At 33.8% G+C, this 19,556-nt stretch carries 12 protein-coding genes; 11 read left to right on the top strand and 1 reads right to left on the bottom strand.

The features are described 5' to 3' along the window. The first annotated feature begins 207 nt into the window (after positions 1 to 207). The 10 genes from ftsE (at position 208) to CN946_RS02195 (ending at position 13,568) form a co-directional block, all read left to right on the top strand. Complete coding sequence (ftsE, locus tag CN946_RS02240) at positions 208 to 894, top strand: cell division ATP-binding protein FtsE (protein WP_098859720.1); 687 nt, start codon at positions 208 to 210, stop codon at positions 892 to 894. Beyond that, positions 884 to 1,777, top strand: a complete 894-nt coding sequence (gene ftsX / locus CN946_RS02235; RefSeq protein ID WP_098859719.1) for a permease-like cell division protein FtsX — start codon at positions 884 to 886, stop codon at positions 1,775 to 1,777. Before ftsE ends, ftsX begins: the two co-directional genes overlap by 11 nt. Positions 1,778 to 1,912: 135 nt before the next feature. Further along, positions 1,913 to 3,292 carry a murein hydrolase activator EnvC family protein gene (locus CN946_RS02230; RefSeq protein ID WP_098859718.1) on the top strand — a complete coding sequence of 460 codons (1,380 nt, stop codon included), beginning with the start codon at positions 1,913 to 1,915 and terminating at the stop codon, positions 3,290 to 3,292. A 224-nt stretch (positions 3,293 to 3,516) separates the two neighbouring features. Continuing rightward, complete coding sequence (locus CN946_RS02225; protein WP_098859717.1) at positions 3,517 to 4,980, top strand: catalase; 1,464 nt, start codon at positions 3,517 to 3,519, stop codon at positions 4,978 to 4,980. Between the two features lie 178 nt (positions 4,981 to 5,158). Beyond that, complete coding sequence (locus CN946_RS02220; protein WP_098859716.1) at positions 5,159 to 6,592, top strand: S41 family peptidase; 1,434 nt, start codon at positions 5,159 to 5,161, stop codon at positions 6,590 to 6,592. A gap of 275 nt (positions 6,593 to 6,867) precedes the next feature. After that, positions 6,868 to 8,061 carry a PDZ domain-containing protein gene (locus CN946_RS02215; protein ID WP_098859715.1) on the top strand — a complete coding sequence of 398 codons (1,194 nt, stop codon included), beginning with the start codon at positions 6,868 to 6,870 and terminating at the stop codon, positions 8,059 to 8,061. A 337-nt stretch (positions 8,062 to 8,398) separates the two neighbouring features. Next, positions 8,399 to 9,832, top strand: a complete 1,434-nt coding sequence (locus CN946_RS02210) for a PTS mannitol transporter subunit IIBC (RefSeq protein WP_098859714.1) — start codon at positions 8,399 to 8,401, stop codon at positions 9,830 to 9,832. A gap of 19 nt (positions 9,833 to 9,851) precedes the next feature. Then, positions 9,852 to 11,954, top strand: a complete 2,103-nt coding sequence (locus CN946_RS02205) for a BglG family transcription antiterminator (protein ID WP_098859713.1) — start codon at positions 9,852 to 9,854, stop codon at positions 11,952 to 11,954. Positions 11,955 to 11,965: 11 nt separating this feature from the next. After that, positions 11,966 to 12,403 carry a PTS mannitol transporter subunit IIA gene (locus tag CN946_RS02200; protein WP_098859712.1) on the top strand — a complete coding sequence of 146 codons (438 nt, stop codon included), beginning with the start codon at positions 11,966 to 11,968 and terminating at the stop codon, positions 12,401 to 12,403. A gap of 1 nt (position 12,404) precedes the next feature. Further along, a complete protein-coding gene (locus CN946_RS02195; RefSeq protein ID WP_098859711.1) occupies positions 12,405 to 13,568 on the top strand; it encodes a mannitol-1-phosphate 5-dehydrogenase in 1,164 nt (387 codons plus the stop codon). A gap of 92 nt (positions 13,569 to 13,660) precedes the next feature. Here CN946_RS02195 and CN946_RS02190 read toward each other — a convergent pair whose 3' ends face one another. Next, complete coding sequence (locus CN946_RS02190) at positions 13,661 to 14,908, bottom strand: helix-turn-helix transcriptional regulator (protein ID WP_098859710.1); 1,248 nt, start codon at positions 14,906 to 14,908, stop codon at positions 13,661 to 13,663. A gap of 408 nt (positions 14,909 to 15,316) precedes the next feature. Here CN946_RS02190 and CN946_RS02185 point away from each other — a divergent pair, with 408 nt between their 5' ends. Further along, positions 15,317 to 19,381: a S8 family serine peptidase gene (locus CN946_RS02185; RefSeq protein WP_098859709.1), complete on the top strand. Its 4,065-nt coding sequence runs from the start codon at positions 15,317 to 15,319 to the stop codon at positions 19,379 to 19,381. The last annotated feature ends 175 nt before the right edge of the window (positions 19,382 to 19,556 follow it).

The following is a 19,556-nucleotide window of genomic DNA, read 5'->3' as shown; positions in this document are numbered from 1 at the left end:
ATTATTAAAATGTAACATAAATTTATCAATTTTGACATTTTTTAAGTGGTATAATAGAGGAGCTTAGCTGAAATTATCGAAATATGTAAATAGCAGGCGAAATAATAAGATCAAGATCAAGTAAAGTAAAGTTAATTATAATTTCATCCAGAATGGATCTTATATAGTTTGATAGAAGAAAACGGAACAAAAATTAAGGAGAATGTCATGATTGAGTTAAAAGATGTTTATAAGACTTATCCTAATGGTGTTCTTGCGGTAGATGGTATTAATGTAAAAATTCGCCAAGGTGAATTTGTGTATGTCGTGGGACCGAGTGGTGCCGGAAAGTCGACATTCATTAAAATGATGTATCGCGAAGAAAGACCATCAAAGGGTGCAATCTTAATTAATGGAATTGATTTAAGCCATATGAAGGATAAAAAAGTTCCTTTATTACGTAGAAATATTGGGGTAGTTTTCCAAGACTATAAATTATTACCGACTTTATCAGTTTATGAAAATATTGCATTTGCACTTGAAGTTATTGAAGAAAATCCGAAAACAATAAAGAAGAGAGTTATGGAAGTACTTGACCTTGTTAAGTTAAAACATAAAGCGCGATTCTTACCAACAGAGCTATCTGGTGGTGAACAGCAACGTGTTTCGATTGCCCGTTCTATTGTAAATAAACCACAAGTAGTGATCGCCGATGAGCCAACGGGTAACCTAGACCCTGAAACTACATGGGAGATTATGGATATATTTAAAGAAATCAATGATCGTGGAACAACTGTAGTAATGGCAACTCATAATAAAGAGATCGTAAATACGATAAAGCGACGTGTTATTGCAATTGAATCTGGAAAAATTGTACGCGACCAAGCGAGAGGAGTGTACGGTTATGAAAGCTAGAACTGCAAGAAGACATGTTCGTGAGGGTCTACGTAGTTTAAAACGAAATGGTTGGATGACGTTTGCATCGATAAGTGCTGTTGCAGTTACTTTAATGCTTGTTGGCGTATTTTTAACCGTAATTTTGAATGTTAATCATATTGGAACAACGCTAGAAAAAGATGTTGAAGTACGTGTTTTAGTTGATTTAACAGCAAACAAAGAGCAACAAGCTACTTTAAAAGACGAAATCAAAAAATTAGATCATGTAACTACTGTAAAGTTCTCGTCGAAAGATCAAGAATTAAATAATCTAATCAAAAGTATGGGAGAAGATGGGAAAGCATTTAAACTGTTTGAACAGCAAAATCCATTAAATGATACGTATATTGTTAAAACAGATTCTCCAGAACAAATCGCACCAGTAGCCAAAAAAATTGAAGGCTTAAAATATATTGATGAAGTAATTTATGGTAAAAAACAAGTTCAAAAATTATTTAATGCAGTTTCGGTAGGTCGTAATATCGGTTTAGTACTGATTTTCGGACTATTATTTACTGCGATGTTCTTAATCTCTAATACTATCAAAATAACGATCATGGCAAGACGACGTGAAATTGAGATTATGAGATTGGTAGGGGCAACTAATAACTTTATTCGTTGGCCGTTCTTATTAGAAGGTTTACTGCTAGGTGTGTTAGGATCGGTTATTCCGATTGTTTTACTATTAACTGGTTATAAGGTTATTTATAATATGTTGATGCCAAAATTAGCAGGAACAATGTTTACATTATTACCATTTTCACCGTTTGTGTACCAGCTATCTGCAATATTAATAGGTATTGGTGCAATAATCGGGATGTGGGGTTCTGTCATGTCAATTCGTAAGTTTTTACGTAAATAAGATTAAATTTTTCATTTATAGTTCTATTGTTTTAATAGTGTAATTCGATTGATAAGCTCTAGTTCCCAATTTAACGTCTGTCTGAGTTGAACAGGTACTAGGGCTTTTCTATATACATATAAGGAGGGATCTTAGATGAATAAGAGAAAATCATCGAAAGTAATAACAATTATGTTATGCAGTACTTTCATCATCGGTGCTATCCCATCCGTTTCTTTTGCTGAAAGTAAATACCAATCAGAAATTGACCGCATTAAAAAGAAGCGTAGTGAAGTTAAGGATAAGACTGATGCAACAAACAACAAAATTGCTGATATAAAGCATGACCAGCAAGAAGTTGTTGCGGAGCTTGAGAAACTTGATGCTCGGATGAAATTGACTAAGCAAAAAGTTAACCAAACTGAAGATGCAGTTAGTGATGGGAAAAAGCAAATTTCAAAACTAAAGGAAGAAATTAAGTTTATTGAAGAACGCATTAAATCTCGTGAAGAATTATTGAAAAACCGTATGCGTTCTCTTCAAAAAGCTGGTGGAATGGTATCATACATTGATGTCATTTTAGGCGCTAATAGTTTCGGAGATTTAATTCAACGAATGAGTGCCGTACAAATTATCATGAAGGCTGACGAGGACATTATTAATCAGCAAAACTTAGACTTAAAAGAAGTTAGTGCTAAAAAAGATGATTTGACTATAAAACAAGCAAAAATCGAAAGAGATTTAGCGAACCTAAAGAGTCTAAATAATCAACTTGCAAGTCAGGTTAGCGAAAAGAACAAATTAATGGCTTCATTAAAAGCTAAAGAAAGCGAAGCTCATGAAGATGTTTTAGATTTAAAAGAACAAGATCAATTATTAGCAAGTCAGCAGGCTGCAATGCAAAAAGCTCTTGAAATCGCTAAAAAACAAGCTGCTGAAAGAGCTGCGGCAGAAGCTAGACGTAAAGCAGAGGCTAAACGTAAAGCAGAAGCTGCTGCAAAAAGTAAAAAGCAATCTACTAGTACAAGTCATTCAAGTGAATCTGGAAGCTCTAGTAGCTCAGGCAATTCTAGTAACTCTAGTAACTCAGATAGTACTGGTAGTTCTGATAATACACCAACCGTATCTAGTGGCAACTTTACAAGACCAGCAAACGGTTATGTCTCTTCTGGATTTGGACAACGTTCATTTGAGGGTGGAGAGTTCCATGAAGGTGTTGATATTGCCTCAGCAGGAAGTGTACCAGTTGTAGCAGCAGGCGATGGGGTTGTAATTCGTGCTTATGTCTCATCTTCTTATGGAAATTGTGTGTTTATTACGCATAATATTGATGGACAAGTATGGACAACCGTATATGCTCACTTAGCTAGTTTTAATGTATCAACTGGACAAACTGTTTCAAAAGGTATGAAAATTGGTTATATGGGAAATTCAGGTCATTCTACTGGACAACATTTACACTTTGAATTGCATAAAGGTGAATGGAATTATGCTAAATCAAATGCAGTAGATCCTATGAAATATATTAGTTTTTAATTTACTAAAAACCTATCCTAAAACATTAGGATAGGTTTTTTTCATTATCTGCTATATAAATCCCAAATGATTTATAAAACTACAAGTCATACCTACATAGTTAAGAGGAGATTAAATAAATTACTAGATTATAATTATTATAATTTGATATTGATTTTCATTACTGGTTAGATTATTATATAATTATTACTAGATTATAATAATTACAATTAAGGAGAAATGATATGACAAATAACCGACTAACAACAAATCAAGGCGTGCCAATTGGAGATAATCAAAATTCACTTACAGCTGGACGTAGAGGCCCAACTTTATTAGAGGATTATCAATTAATTGAAAAACTAGCTCATTTTGACCGTGAAAGAGTACCAGAGCGTGTTGTGCATGCACGTGGAGTTGGAGCACACGGTGTTTTCATAACTAAAAATAGTATGAAAAAATATACGAAAGCTAAGTTCTTACAAGATGCCGGAACAGAAACACCAGTATTTGCTCGTTTCTCAACAGTTATTCATGGATTACATTCTCCTGAAACATTACGAGATCCTCGGGGATTTGCTGTGAAATTTTATACTGAAGATGGTAACTATGATTTTGTAGGTAATAATCTTCCTATATTCTTTATTCGTGATGCAATGAAATTCCCCGATATGGTTCATTCATTAAAGCCGGATCCTAGGACTAATTTACAAACACCTAACAGATATTGGGATTTTATGTCTCTAACACCTGAGTCAACAAATATGTTATTACATGTATTTTCTGATGAAGGTATTCCAGCGAACTATCGTCAAATGAGAGGTTCAAGTGTTCATGCATATAAATGGGTAAATGAATACGGTAATACTGTTTATATAAAACTTCGTTGGGTACCAAAGCAAGGAATTGAAAATCTTTTAATGGAAGAAGCTAGTGAAGTTCAAGGTAAAGACTTTAACCATGCAAGCCGAGATTTATACGATTCAATTGAAAACGGAGATTTCCCAGAATGGGACTTATATGTTCAAGTATTGAATCCAGCAGATATGAATGATTTCGACTTTGATCCATTAGACCCTACAAAAGATTGGTTTGAAGATGTGATTCCTCGACAATTTGTTGGAACGATGGTCCTTAATCGAAACCCTGAAAATGTATTTGCAGAAACTGAATCAGTTGGATTTAATCCAGGTGTGTTAGTTCCTGGTATATTACCATCTGAGGACAAGTTACTACAAGGAAGATTATTCTCTTATTCAGATACCCAAAGATATCGTATTGGAGCAAATTATTTACAACTTCCAATTAACTGTCCTTTTGCGAAAGTAGCGAATGGTCAACGAGATGGTCATATGCCTTTTAGTCAGCAAACACATCAAGTTAACTTTGAGCCAAATAGCTACTCAGATACGCCAAAAGAGGATACAGAATATGTTGAAGTAGTTCAGCCATTAAGTGGTGTTTCTGAGCGCAAAAAAATAGAAAAAACAAATGACTTCGGCCAAGCGGGAGAAGTGTGGAATAGATTTAGTAAAGCGGAGCAGGATGCTGTTATTAAAAATATTAGTGCTGATTTAGCAGATGTAGATGAAAAAATTAAGCTTCGTGCAGTTTGTAACTTCTATCGTGCAGATGCAAAATTAGGTGAGAGACTTGCGAGTAAAATAGGTATTAATCTAACACCATACTTGCAACATCTACCAAAATAAATTAAACTCTTCTAATAAAAATTTATTAAATCGTGTTCTACTTGCAAACATAAGTGATACAGGCTTATCATATAATAGAACAGAAATGGCATCGCACGTCTGTGTGATGCTTTTTAAGGTACATACACTATTTAATAGATTGGTACGTTCTTAAGGAACGAAAAATAGGAGGTTCTGTATGAATCGTAAAACAACAGCTCTACTTGCAACAGCAACATTTGTTGTTGGTATGGGGGTGGGTACATTTGCAATTGGTGACGGTACAAGTACAATCGTTTCAAAATTCTCTGAGAGTAAAGAAGTAAAAGCTTCTGAAGATGAAAATATTGCTAAAATACAAAAAGCTTACGAAATTATTGCAAATCAATATGTGAAAAAAATTGATCCGGATAAATTAACTGAAGGTGCAATCCAAGGGATGGTAACAACTTTAGATGATCCGTTCTCTACTTATATGGATGGAAGGACAGCTAAACAGTTCCATGAATCATTAGGTTCATCATTCCAAGGAATTGGGGCGGAGGTTTCTAAAGATGGTGATAAACTAATTATTGTATCTCCAATTAAGAACTCACCTGCGGAAAAGGCTGGTCTGAAACCAAAGGATGAAATTTTATCAGTAGATGGTAAAAGTGTAAAAGGTTTATCTCAATATGATGCAGTGTTAAAAATCCGTGGTAAAAAAGGAACAAATGTTACGATTGAAATACAACGTCCAGGAGTTCCAGATCCAATTAAATTTACAATTAAACGTGATGATATTCCAATGTATACAGTATTTAGTTCAGTAAAAGACGTAAACAACGAAAAAATTGGTTATATTCACATTACCTCGTTTAATGAAAAGACAGCTGACGAGTTTAAGAAAGAATTGAAAAAGCTAGAGGATCAAAATATCCAAGGTTTAACAATTGACGTTCGAGGAAATCCTGGCGGGTACCTACAAGCTGTAGAAGGCGTTTTAGGAGAATTAGTTGTAAAAAGTGAGCCATACCTACAAGTTGAAAATAGAAATGGCCAACGTGAGAAGTATTATACTAAATTAAATAAAGCGAAACCATATCCAATTGATGTATTAATTGATAAAGGAAGTGCATCTGCGGCTGAAATTTTAGCAGCGGCATTAAGTGAAGCAGGACATTATGAATTAATTGGGGAAAAATCTTATGGTAAAGGTACTGTACAATCCACATTAGATTTCAAAGATGGTAGTAATATTAAGTTAACACAATTTAAATGGTTAACTCCAGATGGTACTTGGATTCACAAAAAAGGTATTAAACCAGATGTTGCTGTGAAACAACCTGATTATTTCTACGCTACACCAATTGATAAAAAGAAAACATTTAAATTCGATGATAATGATGAAAATATTAAACAAGCGCAAATCATGTTAAAAGGTTTAGGATACGACCCAGGTCGTAAAGATGGATATTTCAGCAAGCAAACAGAGACAGCAGTTAAGAACTATCAAAAAGCTGTTGGGATTACTGTTAACGGTGAGATTGATCCTCTAACTTCAGAAAAACTTGAATCATCATTAATTGATAAAATTAAAAATGAAAAGAATGATCTTCAGTTAGAAAAAGCTTTAGATATGGTAGCTCAATAATGATCCAAAAAGAGGACAATTTTGTATTGTCCTCTTTTTATAGTAAAGTCCAATCTTAGAGGGCGAAACTTATTTCGTCCTCATTTGACATAATTCCCGGGAAATAGATTTGAAATTACAATCCATGCAGGAGTTTTAGTTTAGTATGTCGAAAGTACACTTTATGGAGAAGTGTGCTTTTTTTATTGTTTTGTAGCATATTCTCTTTGAAAAAACATTAATAAACCGATAACATAAGTATATCAATCTATTATATAAAGAAGGTGGTGAATGTTATGTGGTCAAATTTATTATCTGAACTATTAGTTGGATTAGGTAAACTATTTTTAAATCCATTTACTTATATATTTTTCATCGCATCAATTTTCTGTGGCAATTTACGTGTAAAACGAGAACGTAAGCATTTTTCAGTTCGAAATTTTAATGTAACGTTCGAGTGGAAAACTTCACTATGGTATGGATTACTGATTGGATTAATTCTTTCAGTTATAACATTGGTAGCTGGAATTAGCATTCCGATTGAAATGGTTTATTTACTAAGTGTATTAACGATTATTTGTGCACTAGTTTTACAATTCAGATGGATGTCTCCTGCTTATCTTTTTGGACTAGCATTAGTAGCTCTGCCTTTACTAAATAGAGGGCAAGATTCATTACCTTTGTTGAAAAACTTTATACCTAATGATCTGAATGCGATGCTTCCAGCTATAACGATTCTATTGGCTTTACTTTTATTGGCTGAAGGAATTTTAGTTCAACGTAATGCTGCAAATCATACAACTCCTTTATTTATTGAGAGTAAACGTGGAAAAAGAGTAGGGGCACATGAGGCAAATAGATTATGGATGGTGCCACTATTTTTACTAATACCAAGTGGTTCGATCGTTAGTGACTATTCATGGTGGCCTACACTTGCTTTAGGTGATAGTGGGTATTCGATTTTTTGTGTACCATTTGGAATTGGATTTTACCAGTTAATTCAAGGAATGCTACCAAAGGAATCAATTAAGCTTGTCGGTAAACAAATAGTAGCTTTAGCAATTATAGTTTGTGCAGGTGGAATATTAAGTCATTTCATTGGTTTTATAGCATTTATAGCTGTAGCAATCGCAGTAGTTGGACGAGAAGCTATAAACTATATTCATAAAAATAAGGATATTAATACACCATCTTACTTTACAGTTAAATCAACTGGCCTAATTGTTTTAGGGATTTTACCAAACTCTGTAGCGGATAAAATGAACATAAAAGTAGGCGAAAGCATTACAAAAGTAAATGGACAAAATGTCTCTACTGTTAATGAGTTTTATGAAGCACTACAAATTAATCGTGCATACTGTAAATTAGAAGTAGTTGATTTGAATTCTGAAATCCGTATAACTCAATCTTCAGTTTATGAAGGTGAACACCATGAGTTAGGATTTTTATTCCCAGAAGAAGAATCTAAATATAGTGGACAGGTCGGATAAGGGTAGTAGGTTGGAAGCTTTAACTTCTACATTATAAAATCAAAGGAACATATTCATAACTTGAATATGTTCCTTTTTTATACCGGTTTATGAGTCTATTGTAGGGGTGTTTTTGTAGGTAGTATGTCATGTTTTTGAGTGTGTTTAAAGACCTATTGCTCAGGTGGATGGAATCTAGCATTCTATTAAAAGTAGAGATTATAGAAAATGGTTATTTCTTTTTTTAACTCTTTTAAATTTTGTCACCTTAGTAAGCGACAAATACGAATATTCATTTCATTGTTTTGGTACTGTAAGCGTTTTATCATTTGTATATAAGCTTCACAGGGGAGGTAAGATTTTGAATACAGATAAAAACAGTAATATAAAAGTAAAAATACAACGCTTTGGTAGCTTTCTAAGCGGTATGGTGATGCCAAACATTGGTGCTTTTATTGCATGGGGATTAATAACGGCACTGTTTATACCTACTGGATGGATCCCTAATGCAAAGTTGGCGGTATTAGTAAGTCCAATGATTACTTACTTATTACCATTGCTAATTGGTTTTACCGGCGGAAGAATGGTCCATGATATTCGAGGCGGAGTTGTTGGTGCTATTGCAACAATGGGGGTAATTGTTGGTGCAGAGATGCCGATGTTCTTAGGCGCTATGATTATGGGACCGCTTGGCGGTTTGGCTATTAAGAAATTTGACCAAGCTATACAAGGAAAAGTTAAGTCAGGATTTGAGATGTTAGTTAATAATTTCTCGGCGGGTATTTTAGGGGCAATTTTAGCAATAATTGCCTTGATAGGTGTTAATCCAGTTGTTTCGACGCTAACAGAAGCATTAGCTAATGGCGTAGATATGATGGTAAGAGCAAATGTCATTCCTTTGGCAAACATATTTATTGAACCAGCAAAAATCTTATTTTTAAACAATGCAATTAACCATGGGATTTTAAGTCCAATTGGTCTTGAGCAAGCAAAATCAGCTGGGAAGTCACTTTTATTCTTACTAGAAGCCAATCCTGGACCGGGCTTAGGCGTACTATTAGCATATACAATATTCGGAAAAGGTACAGCGAAACAAACAGCGCCAGGAGCAGTGATTATCCATTTCCTAGGTGGAATCCACGAGATTTATTTCCCATATATCTTAATGAGACCTTTGTTAATCTTTTCGGTTATCGCTGGTGGTGTAGCTGGTACATTTACTTTTAATATATTAGGCGCAGGTCTAGTAGCAGCAGCTTCTCCAGGTAGTATTATTGCAATATTAGCAATGGCTCCAAAAGGAGGATACTTACCAATTCTTGCAGGAGTATTTGTTGCAACAGCTGTTTCATTTATTGTTTCAGCAGTAGTTCTAAAATCATCTAAGTCAATTTCATCAGATGAAGTTTTAGAAAGAGCGGCTCAAAAAACACAAGATTTAAAGGGTAAAGAAAGTAAAGCAGCTAGTCTATTACAGACTGAAAAAGAAGTTGCTAGTTCTCTTGGTATTGATAAAGAAGTGAAGAAGATTATTTTTGCCTGTGATGCTGGTATGGGATCAAGTGCGATGGGAGCATCAATATTACGCAAAAAGGTAAAAACAGTGGGGATAGAATTAGAGGTTACGAATGTAGCAATTAATAATTTACCAAATGATGTGGATGTTGTCATAACTCATAAAGATTTAACTGATCGAGCAAAAGCAAAAGTACCGAATGCAGTTCATATCTCAGTAGAGAACTTCTTAAACAGCCCAAAGTATGATGAATTAGTGAATTCTTTAGTAAAATAAAAAATTTAAAGAGGTATATATGTATATATCAGCAAGAGAAAGAGAAATCATTAATTTGTTGTTGGATCATTCAAACGGAATCAATGTTCAAGAAATTGCAGTGAACTTAAATGTTAGTAGCCGAACCGTGCAACGGGAACTAAAAGGAGTCGAAAGTATTGCCTCTGCTCATAACCTTTCCTTAAGAAAGGTATTAGGTGTTGGAATGCATATAGAAGGGACACCTGAGCAAAAAAATGAGCTCCAAATTGCAATATTAAAAAGTGGGCAGGAGTTTACTCAAAAAGAAAGACAGGAGTTAATTCTATGTTCCTTATTAAAAGAACCAGAATCTATTAAACTAAGCTCACTAGCAAATGATTTGCATGTTACCGTTGCTACGGTTAGTAACGATCTCAATAAAGTAGAAGAATGGTTAAAAGACTTCGATTTGGATCTTATCAGAAAGAAAGGGTACGGCATTGCTTTACTAGGTTCGGAACGGAAAAAAAGAAAAGCCCTAGGACATCTAATCGCACAGCAATTAAATGAATATGAGTTTTTATCTGTAGTGGAAGATGAGTATGAATCAAAGAATAGATTCTCAAATGGATTATTAGAAATAATAAAACTAGAAAAACTCACCATGATTGGAAAAATGATTCGTGATATTGAACAACAATTACCTTATTCTCTAGCTGATAGTGCGTTTATGACATTTACAATTCACTTATCTCTTGCCATCGAAAGAATTATTCAAGGTGAAGTAGTAAAAATGGATCAAGTGGTTCTTGAGGAATTAAGTACCACTAAAGAATTTAATATTGCAAGTCAGATTGTTAATGAATTAGAAGAAGTGTTTAAAGTTAATATCCCAAATGCTGAAAAAGGGTATATTACAATGCATTTATTAGGTGCAAGGCAGCGTCAAGAGAAAAATGATTGGCTAGAAGAGAGCAGTACGGAAATAGTCGCAGGCTCAAAAAAGTTAATCAATTATGTATCGAAGGAACTTGAAATAAATTTTGAAGAAGACCAAGCCTTATTTGAAGGACTAATTACTCATATTGAACCAGCAATCTATCGAATTCAAAAAAAACTAGATGCAAATAATCCTTTAGCAAGTCAAATTCAAGAGGATTATCCTGCAATGTTTAAGATCATTCAAGAAGGATTAAAAGAAGCTCTTCCAAAGATTGTTTTTCCAACTGAAGAGATCGCTTATCTTGTCCTACATTTTGGATCATCTCAAGTAATCTATGATAACAGTAAAGAGGTTAGAGCACTTGTATTATGTTCAAGTGGAATCGGTTCTTCTAAAATGTTAGCGAGTCGAATCAAAAAAGAGATAAAAGAAATAACGGAGATCGAAGTATCGTCTTTAGCGAACTTAAGAAATATTCAAATTGAACAATATGACATTATTTTATCTACAGTTGAGATGCCGGGATTTTTAAAAAAATATATTACCGTAAATCCTTTATTGCCAAAGAAAGAGTCTGAGCAGATTCGTGATGAAATAAGACGAAACTCACTTACAACGGAAGCAACGCTATTAAGGAAGCTCCAAAACAAAAAATTTCAAAAGCAGATAAAGATAGAAACGCCAGAATTAATTAAACAAAATCTTGAAGTGATTCATCAGTACTCAGAAACTGTACTCCATATTTTGAATACATTTGAGACAATTTCATTACCATTTATTCCAACCTCTTCTATTTTGTTATTGGAAGTATGCAAACAAGCAAATGTTAGGGGATTAATAGGTGATTATTTTGAGGTAACTAATCAACTTTCAGAAAGAGAAAAGACGGGTGGACTAGGAATACCAGGTACTAGCATAGCACTTTATCATTGTCGTTCAGAATATGTTATGCAACCAGTGTTTTTATCCTTTTTGCTTCATGAGCCAATAGTAGTCAAGGCAATGGACCACTCGTCAATAAAAATCAATACATTATTATTATTACTAGCTCCAGTTGATTTGCAAACAGGTCAATTAGAAGTGTTGAGTACAATTAGTTCAACAATTATTGAAGATGAAGAATCAACACGGATTTTTACATCTAATAACTATACAGATATATATAACAAATTAAGCTATGCATTATATGAAAATTTACAAAAAAGATTTAAGAATTGAGGGATTAATAAATGATTCAGACAGTATTACCAACAGATAATGTTTTATTAAATGTAGATGTGAAAACAAAAGACGAAGCTATTCGTTTAGCAGGAAATCTTTTAGTAAAAAACGGTTATGTAAATGAAAGCTATATTGAAAAAATGATTGAAAGAGAAGAGTCTTTAACAACTTATATGGGGAACTTTATAGCGATTCCACACGGAACTGAGGAGTCAAAGCAAGAGGTAATCTCATCTGGAATTTCGATTCTTCAAATTCCTAATGGAGTAGACTTTGGGAACGGAAATATTGTAAAGGTAGTATTCGGTATTGCAGGCAAAGATAATGAGCATCTTGATCTGTTATCCCAAATTGCGATCCTTTGTTCAGAGGAAGAAAATGTACATAAATTGGTCGCAGCCACATCAAAAGAGGAACTAATTTTAATGTTTAGCGAGGAGGAGTAAGATGTTAGCTGTACACTTTGGCGCTGGAAATATTGGAAGAGGATTTATAGGACAATTATTACACAAGGCAGGGTATGAGATTTGCTTTGTTGATGTAAATGAAGAGATTATTAACGAACTGAATGAGAAGAAATCATATACTGTCGTGCTAGCAGATGGTACTCAGGAAGAAATAAGGATAACAAATGTAAGAGGTATTAACAGCCTGAAAGATCCAGGAGATGTTACAAAAGTAATTTCACAGGCTGATATTGTAACAACAGCAGTAGGTCCCTCAATTCTTCCTAAAATAGCAAAGCTAATTGCAGAGGGATTAATTGAAAGAGTTGAGAACTCAGATAAAGCGTTAAATATAATTGCATGTGAAAATATGATAGGTGGAAGTACTTTTTTAAGAGACGAAGTTTATTTAAATATGACATTATCTCAGAAGAAAAAAACTGAACAGTCGGTCAGTTTTCCAGATGCTGCAGTAGATCGAATCGTACCAATTCAAAGTCATGAAGATAAATTATTAGTAGCAGTAGAACCATTTTATGAATGGGTAATTGACCAATCAAAAATGATAGGTGAGGTTCCAACAATTAATGGTGTGACTTATGTAGAGGATTTACTTCCTTATATTGAAAGAAAACTATTTACCGTAAACACTGGTCACGCGGCGACTGCATATTTAGGCAATTTCTACGGATATAAAACGATTAAAGAAGCAATTTCTGATGAGAATATTAGAAATACTGTTAGTTCTATTTTAGATGAAACAGGTAAGCTATTAGTTAAAAAATATAACTTTGATTTAGACGAACATAACGCCTATATTAATAAAATAATTGGTAGATTCGATAATGAATATATTTCAGATGAATTATCTCGTGTTGCTCGTTCTCCAATTCGTAAATTAGGAGCAAATGATCGTTTTATTAAGCCAGCAAGAGAATTAATAAACTTTGGGATAACACCTAACTATTTAGTTAAAGCAATTGCAGTTGCACTATTCTATAAAAATAATGATGATCATGAAGCAGTTGAACTACAAAGCTTCCTCCAAGATCATTCTGTGGAAGAGTTGCTTGTTAAATATTCAGAATTATCAGATTGCAAAGGGCTAATTAGTTTAATTCTTGATGAATACAATCAATTAGAGAAGGACTTACTTGTACATTAATTCTACTAGAATAATAGACTCTCCATAATCATTGAAAGGGACAGATTCAATAGAATCAGTCCCTTTTAACTATTCTTTCTTATTCATTTTATCTAATTACCATTAATAAACATATCTCCAGCATGAACTGCTTTCTCATATTGCTTAGTCTTAACATAGTACGAGTAGAGCAACTTTGCATACTTACTTGAATGTGTGACATGATGGTGATCCTTAAAGAAAGGAAATGCAGTTTGTTCCATGAAATCATAATATTCGTCAAAATTTTTGTTAAAACGTAAAATTAAAAGCTTAAAGAGAATTCTATATAAATCATTTGTAGCTTTTTCTGAAAGAGCAAGGCCTTCATTTGCTTCTTCTAGCAATTCATTTGTTGATAGGAGCTTTCCTTCCTCAGCATTATCTAAATAGTTGTATAAACGATTTAAATATGGCAATGATTGTTTATCAGCTTCTTCAATGGATTTTTTATAAAAGATATGTGCATTTTTAAAGTCTTGCTTCCAAAAATACATTAGACCTAAATTGTGTAAGATCATTCCTCTTTTATCTAAAAGTCCTAAAGCTTCGCTATGCTCAATTAAACTTTCATACCTTACTACTATTTCTTCAAAATCTAGTTGTGTACTATCTTTTAATTGTACTAACATTAGGGATTCTGCCAAAATTGCTCTTGTATAATTATTTGTTTTATTAAAATATCTAAATGCCTTTTCACCGTAGAAATATGCCATAACCTTAGACTGGGTCCAATGATAAGCTGACCCGAGATGATAGTAATATTCTTTATTTCCATATTCCTCTATATTGACCTTCTTTAATTCTTGTAGTGCAATTTGTCTATTTACATTTTCTAGTCGTGTATATTGATTTAAATAATAGATCCCTCTAACGTGATGGAGTAGGTTCTTTTCATATGTTGACATAGGAGGAGAATCTTTTTCGATCCGTTTAATTATGCGATCTGCTTTATCTGTATTTTTACTTAAAATAAAGTAGCGGGCTAATAATAGCTGATAATAGGTAGCATAGTTGGATGCGTTAATATAGTGAATGCTTTCTAATTCTTCCTTGATTATTATGACATCCTTCATTCGCTCTAATATGATTGCATTATGCCACTTTTGTAGTTTCTTTTCGATATTTTGAACAGTGGCTATCTCATTTTTAATGTCAATTTGAAGACGTTGAGAGAACAGTTGAATGATTTCTTCAGAATATCGAGTTTCCCCTCTTTCAATTCTACTTACATGGGTAGCGGTACAAATGTCTTTTCCTAATTCCTCTTGGGTCAATCCCGCTTTTTTACGATAAAATTTAATGATTTCGCCTTCAAGCATATGTTCTCTCCTTTTCTAATTCCAGATGATTAACTATGAAGTTTATTGCGTCAGTGCAAGATTACATTCCTACAATTTGCGAATGTCGATTGCAACGCAAATCTAAGAAACTAGAAAGTACAAAGACTTTGAAATACCTATTCATTTATTATAACTAGAAATTTTTAAAGTCAAATACTTTCATTTCAAATTAAAAATAACACAAATTTTTCAGCAAAATTTCATGCTTTTTTTATATTTAATGAAATTTCCTTTCAATTTTCAATACTTTTTAGTAAAAATATCCTACAAAATGACCAGAATTTCGATTAAAAATAACACAATATGCTTTTTCCCTAAATGCTATTACTATTGATTGTAATAGTAAGAATTTTTTAACAATAAAGAGAAAAACGGGGGATGAAGTCTATGAAGGTAACAACATTAGCAAAGCACTCGGCAGTACTTGCCCTTTCAACAAGTCTGCTTATTTCACCTTTCAGTGCAAGGTCTTACATAACGGCAAAAGCAGCAACTTCTAAAGCAGAAGAAATTTTAGCTTCAATTACACCTGAACAAAGAGAAGCATTAAATCAACTAAAATTAAATAATCAAGAAGGACTTCAAGGCTTTCAAGAAGGTGAACTGAATTCTGATAAAAAAGTCTCTGTCATCGTTCAGTTTAATTCAGATCCTAGTAATGTTGCAGTATTAGAAGCTGCAGTTGATGGAAAGTCATTAACGAAAACATCAGCACAAGCACAAGTTGATAAAGAGCACAAGGTTTTTAAAGAAGATGTAGGAAAGTTTGTTAAGGTTAAGGAAAAGAAAAACGCTCCTATTATTACAAAAACGTATGAAACAGCATTTAACGGTGCAGCGATTACACTTCCTGCAAATCAAGTAAAAGAACTTTTAAAATCAGATGCTGTTAAAACAATATATAAAGATGTAACCTTTAATATTGATCCAATTAAAGAAGATGTTCCAACCGATGTTGCAAGAAAAACAACTACATCAGTAGATAGTATTCCTTATTTAAAGGTGGACAAGCTACATAAAGAGGGAATAACAGGTAAAGGTGTCAAAGTAGGGGTTCTAGATACTGGTATTGACTATAACCATCCTGATTTAAAAGACGCTTTTAAAGGCGGATACGATTTTGTAAATAATGATAATGATCCAATGGAAGCTACTTACAAAGACTGGCAGGCATCAAACCAACCTGAAAGTAATGGTAATGGCACTTACTATACAGAGCATGGTACGCATGTATCAGGGACAATTGTTGGACAAAATAAAAATGATAGTGGAGTTTCGGTAGAAGGGGTTGCTCCTGAAGCGGATCTATATATGTACCGTGTACTTGGTCCTTACGGAAGTGGATCATCTGAAAATGTAATTGCGGGGATTGATAAAGCAGTTCAAGATGATATGGATGTTATTAACCTTTCATTAGGAGCAGGGATCAATGATCCATATTATCCAACTAGTACGGCAATAAATTATGCAGTATTAAATGGCGTAACAGCGGTGGTTTCAGCAGGTAACAGTGGACCTAATGCTTATACTTTAGGATCACCAGGTACCGCAGCATTTGCTTTAACAGTAGGAGCAAGTGATGTACCAACGACAATTTCAACATTTGAAGGAAAAGTGGAAGGCGGATGGTCAACTGATCTTGTTAGTATGGCTAGGAGCTTCGCTGATAGTTTTAATAGTTTAGAAGGAAAATCTCTTGAACTAGTAGATGTTGGATTAGGAACACTAGATGATTACAAAAATAAAAATGTTGCAGGAAAAATTGCTTTCGTTCAGCGTGGAAACTTTGCTCTAGTAGATAAAGTGAAGTTTGCAAAGCAAAATGGGGCAAAAGCTGTCATTATGTATAACAATGTTGACGGCCATGTTGGATATAACTTAGGTGAATCAATGGAATATATTCCTGCATTCTCAATGACAAAGAAAGCAGGAGAAGAATTAAAGGCGAAAATTGCAAATGGAAATACAACGTTCACTTTTACAAATTTAAAGGAAAAGTCTACTGAGGGTGATAAGCTAGCGGACTTCAGCTCAAGAGGACCAGTTAATGGAAACTACCAAATGAAGCCTGAAATCACAGCACCTGGTGTAAGTGTTCTATCTACTGTTCCTTCTTATATTGCAAATCATGATACACCAGAGGACTATAGATATGCTTACCAAAGAATGGATGGAACGTCTATGGCATCACCATTTGCAGCTGGTGTGGCGGCATTATTAATTGGACAGAATCCAAACCTTGAGCCAGCAGACGTTAAATCAATTATGATGAACACTGCTAATCAACTTAATGGAGACTATAGCGTTTTTGAAGTAGGAGCAGGTCGTGTAAATCCTTATCAAGCTCTTCACACTCAAACAGAAATAAAAGTACAAGATGAAACATTAATCCCAGTTGGTAACAAATTATTAAAAGCAGAGAATGAAACTGGGGGACTAAGTTTCGGTAGACAATTTGTTAAAGATGATTCTCAATTGAAGTTAAAGAAGGAGATTGAATTTACAAACAATAGTAATAAAAAGCAAACATTCGATGTCAAGGTTGTAGATAACACACAAGGAGCAAAAGGATTAGAAGAGAATGGCGTAGTAGTAGATTTAGGTGACTCAATTAAACTTAATCCAAATTCTGCTAAAACGATAAAAGCAACATTAACTGTACCGTCTACTGCTAAAAAAGGTTTTTATGAAGGGTATGTTTTAATCACAAATAGTGGGGATAAATCAGAACAATACCGTATACCGTTTAGTTTTAAGAAATCGGATGAAGGCTTTGACACGCTAAGCATTTCATCGCATGCTATCTCTCCATTGTTTTATGGAACATATGACGCGTTTAAAACATTAGCAACATCGTTAAAATTCAATTTAGGTTCTCCCATTAACACGTTAGATGTTGTATTACAAGACGGTAATACAAATGAAGATCTAGGACTAGTTGGTACGCTTAATTTGAAAAGTACAACGCCAGATGTAGACCACTTCATACAACAAGCATTTTATGGATCATATTACAAGTTTACAGGTGATAAAAAACAGCCAGTATCAACAGAAGAAAGTCAGGCTAAACCTGGACATTATAAACTGAAATTCATAACAACATTACCAAATGGGAAACAAAAAGTTAAATTTGATGATATCTTTATTGATATTGACACACCAACAGTAAAAAGTTCCCTAGATGGAGATTCACCTTTTATTGAGTACAAGTCAGGACAAGAGACTTATCCTTTTGAAATGGAAGTAAAAGACACTGCTTTAACAGATATGCAACAAGCTGGTATTGGTCTAGATGAAACATCAAACTTTGCAGTATATACATATGGATTCCCAATTCCTAACGGTCCAATCCATATGGACAAGAACGGTAAGTGGGTTGATGAAGTACAAATGAATGAAAGTACTCCAGCACTGTCATTCAACTTAATTGGGTATGATGCTGCAGGAAATCAAGCAAATTGGAAAGAATACTACTTTGTTAAAGAAGGTACATCAGTTGCATATGCTAAGCATAACGTACAGCTAGCTAGATCAGGAGATATCCTATCTGCATCTTTAGTACTAGACAACGTACAAGGTATAAAAGAAGCAACTTGGAATTTTGATGATGCTGGTGCTGTAGGTATTCCCTACGTAAATCTTGTAGAGGCGTCTTTAACAAATAAATTTAAGGATAAAGCAGAAATTCAAGTAACTGGTAATAAAATTAAAGTGACTTTTAAAGAAATGATGGTATTTGACCGTGCAGAAATAGTAAATGTAAAAGTAAAAGTACAAGATCAACTTTTTTACCCAATCGGATATATTAACCCATCAGCTACGATCGTAGATGCTAATGGTCAAACCGTTAAGTTGTTAAACGCAGGTAAACGATTCCAAGTAAAACCAAAATTTAACCGAGTTCAAGGAAATATAATTCCTGAAGGGTATTTAGTACAGGAAGAAGGTCAAATACCTTATTTAGGTTCTCGCGATTGGACAAAAGTGGGAGCAACATTAAAAGTAACAAATGGTGCTTATAGTTTAGACGCTACTAGTTTGATTAGTAGAGGTAAATTTAATCTTGAACCACTTGCGTTAAGCAAAGATGCATATACATTTGAAGTAAATGTACCAGGACATTTTATTACAAGGAAAACACAGAAATTCGGTTTTGAATACAAAGGCGTATTATACGGAAAATCGGAATCAACAAACATTAACTTAGTTGGCGGGGATGTTAACCAAGACAACGTAATCGACGTTCAAGATGCACTTTACATTCAAACATATTGGGGCACAAACAAACGAAGCGCTGATATTAATTTTGATGGAACTGTAGACGCAAAAGATTTCGCATTCGTAGAGAAAAATTACTTACAGCAAAATCCATCAATACAAAATGCGCCGACACCGAAAACGATCTACAAAGACCAAACATTAGAAACAATTAAGAGTCAATTAGGCTTATAATCTTAAATCCCAAAGGAGCTGCTATTAAAACTTATTTAATAGTGGTTTCTTTTTTATGGGAGCCTTTATTTTTTAAAAGAAGGAATATGAAATTAGTAACTCATAAGAGGTTCATGAGTAAGTAAGGAAAAAGATGAAATATAGTGACTCATAAGGAGTTCATGAGTAAGTAAAA

Source organism: Bacillus sp. AFS053548, from assembly GCF_002575105.1.
In the GTDB taxonomy this organism is placed as follows: domain Bacteria; phylum Bacillota; class Bacilli; order Bacillales; family Bacillaceae_G; genus Gottfriedia.
Note: the sequence above shows the minus strand (reverse complement) of the source record. Positions and strands in the feature narration are given on the sequence as shown.

Coding starts and splice junctions, on each gene's coding strand:
- CN946_RS02185 (WP_098859709.1), top strand. CDS start 15,317: ATGAAGGTAACAACATTAGCAAAGCACTCGGCAGTACTTGCCCTTTCA.
- ftsE (WP_098859720.1), top strand. CDS start 208: ATGATTGAGTTAAAAGATGTTTATAAGACTTATCCTAATGGTGTTCTT.
- CN946_RS02195 (WP_098859711.1), top strand. CDS start 12,405: ATGTTAGCTGTACACTTTGGCGCTGGAAATATTGGAAGAGGATTTATA.
- CN946_RS02205 (WP_098859713.1), top strand. CDS start 9,852: ATGTATATATCAGCAAGAGAAAGAGAAATCATTAATTTGTTGTTGGAT.
- CN946_RS02220 (WP_098859716.1), top strand. CDS start 5,159: ATGAATCGTAAAACAACAGCTCTACTTGCAACAGCAACATTTGTTGTT.
- ftsX (WP_098859719.1), top strand. CDS start 884: ATGAAAGCTAGAACTGCAAGAAGACATGTTCGTGAGGGTCTACGTAGT.
- CN946_RS02225 (WP_098859717.1), top strand. CDS start 3,517: ATGACAAATAACCGACTAACAACAAATCAAGGCGTGCCAATTGGAGAT.
- CN946_RS02230 (WP_098859718.1), top strand. CDS start 1,913: ATGAATAAGAGAAAATCATCGAAAGTAATAACAATTATGTTATGCAGT.
- CN946_RS02190 (WP_098859710.1), bottom strand. CDS start 14,908: ATGCTTGAAGGCGAAATCATTAAATTTTATCGTAAAAAAGCGGGATTG.
- CN946_RS02215 (WP_098859715.1), top strand. CDS start 6,868: ATGTGGTCAAATTTATTATCTGAACTATTAGTTGGATTAGGTAAACTA.
- CN946_RS02200 (WP_098859712.1), top strand. CDS start 11,966: ATGATTCAGACAGTATTACCAACAGATAATGTTTTATTAAATGTAGAT.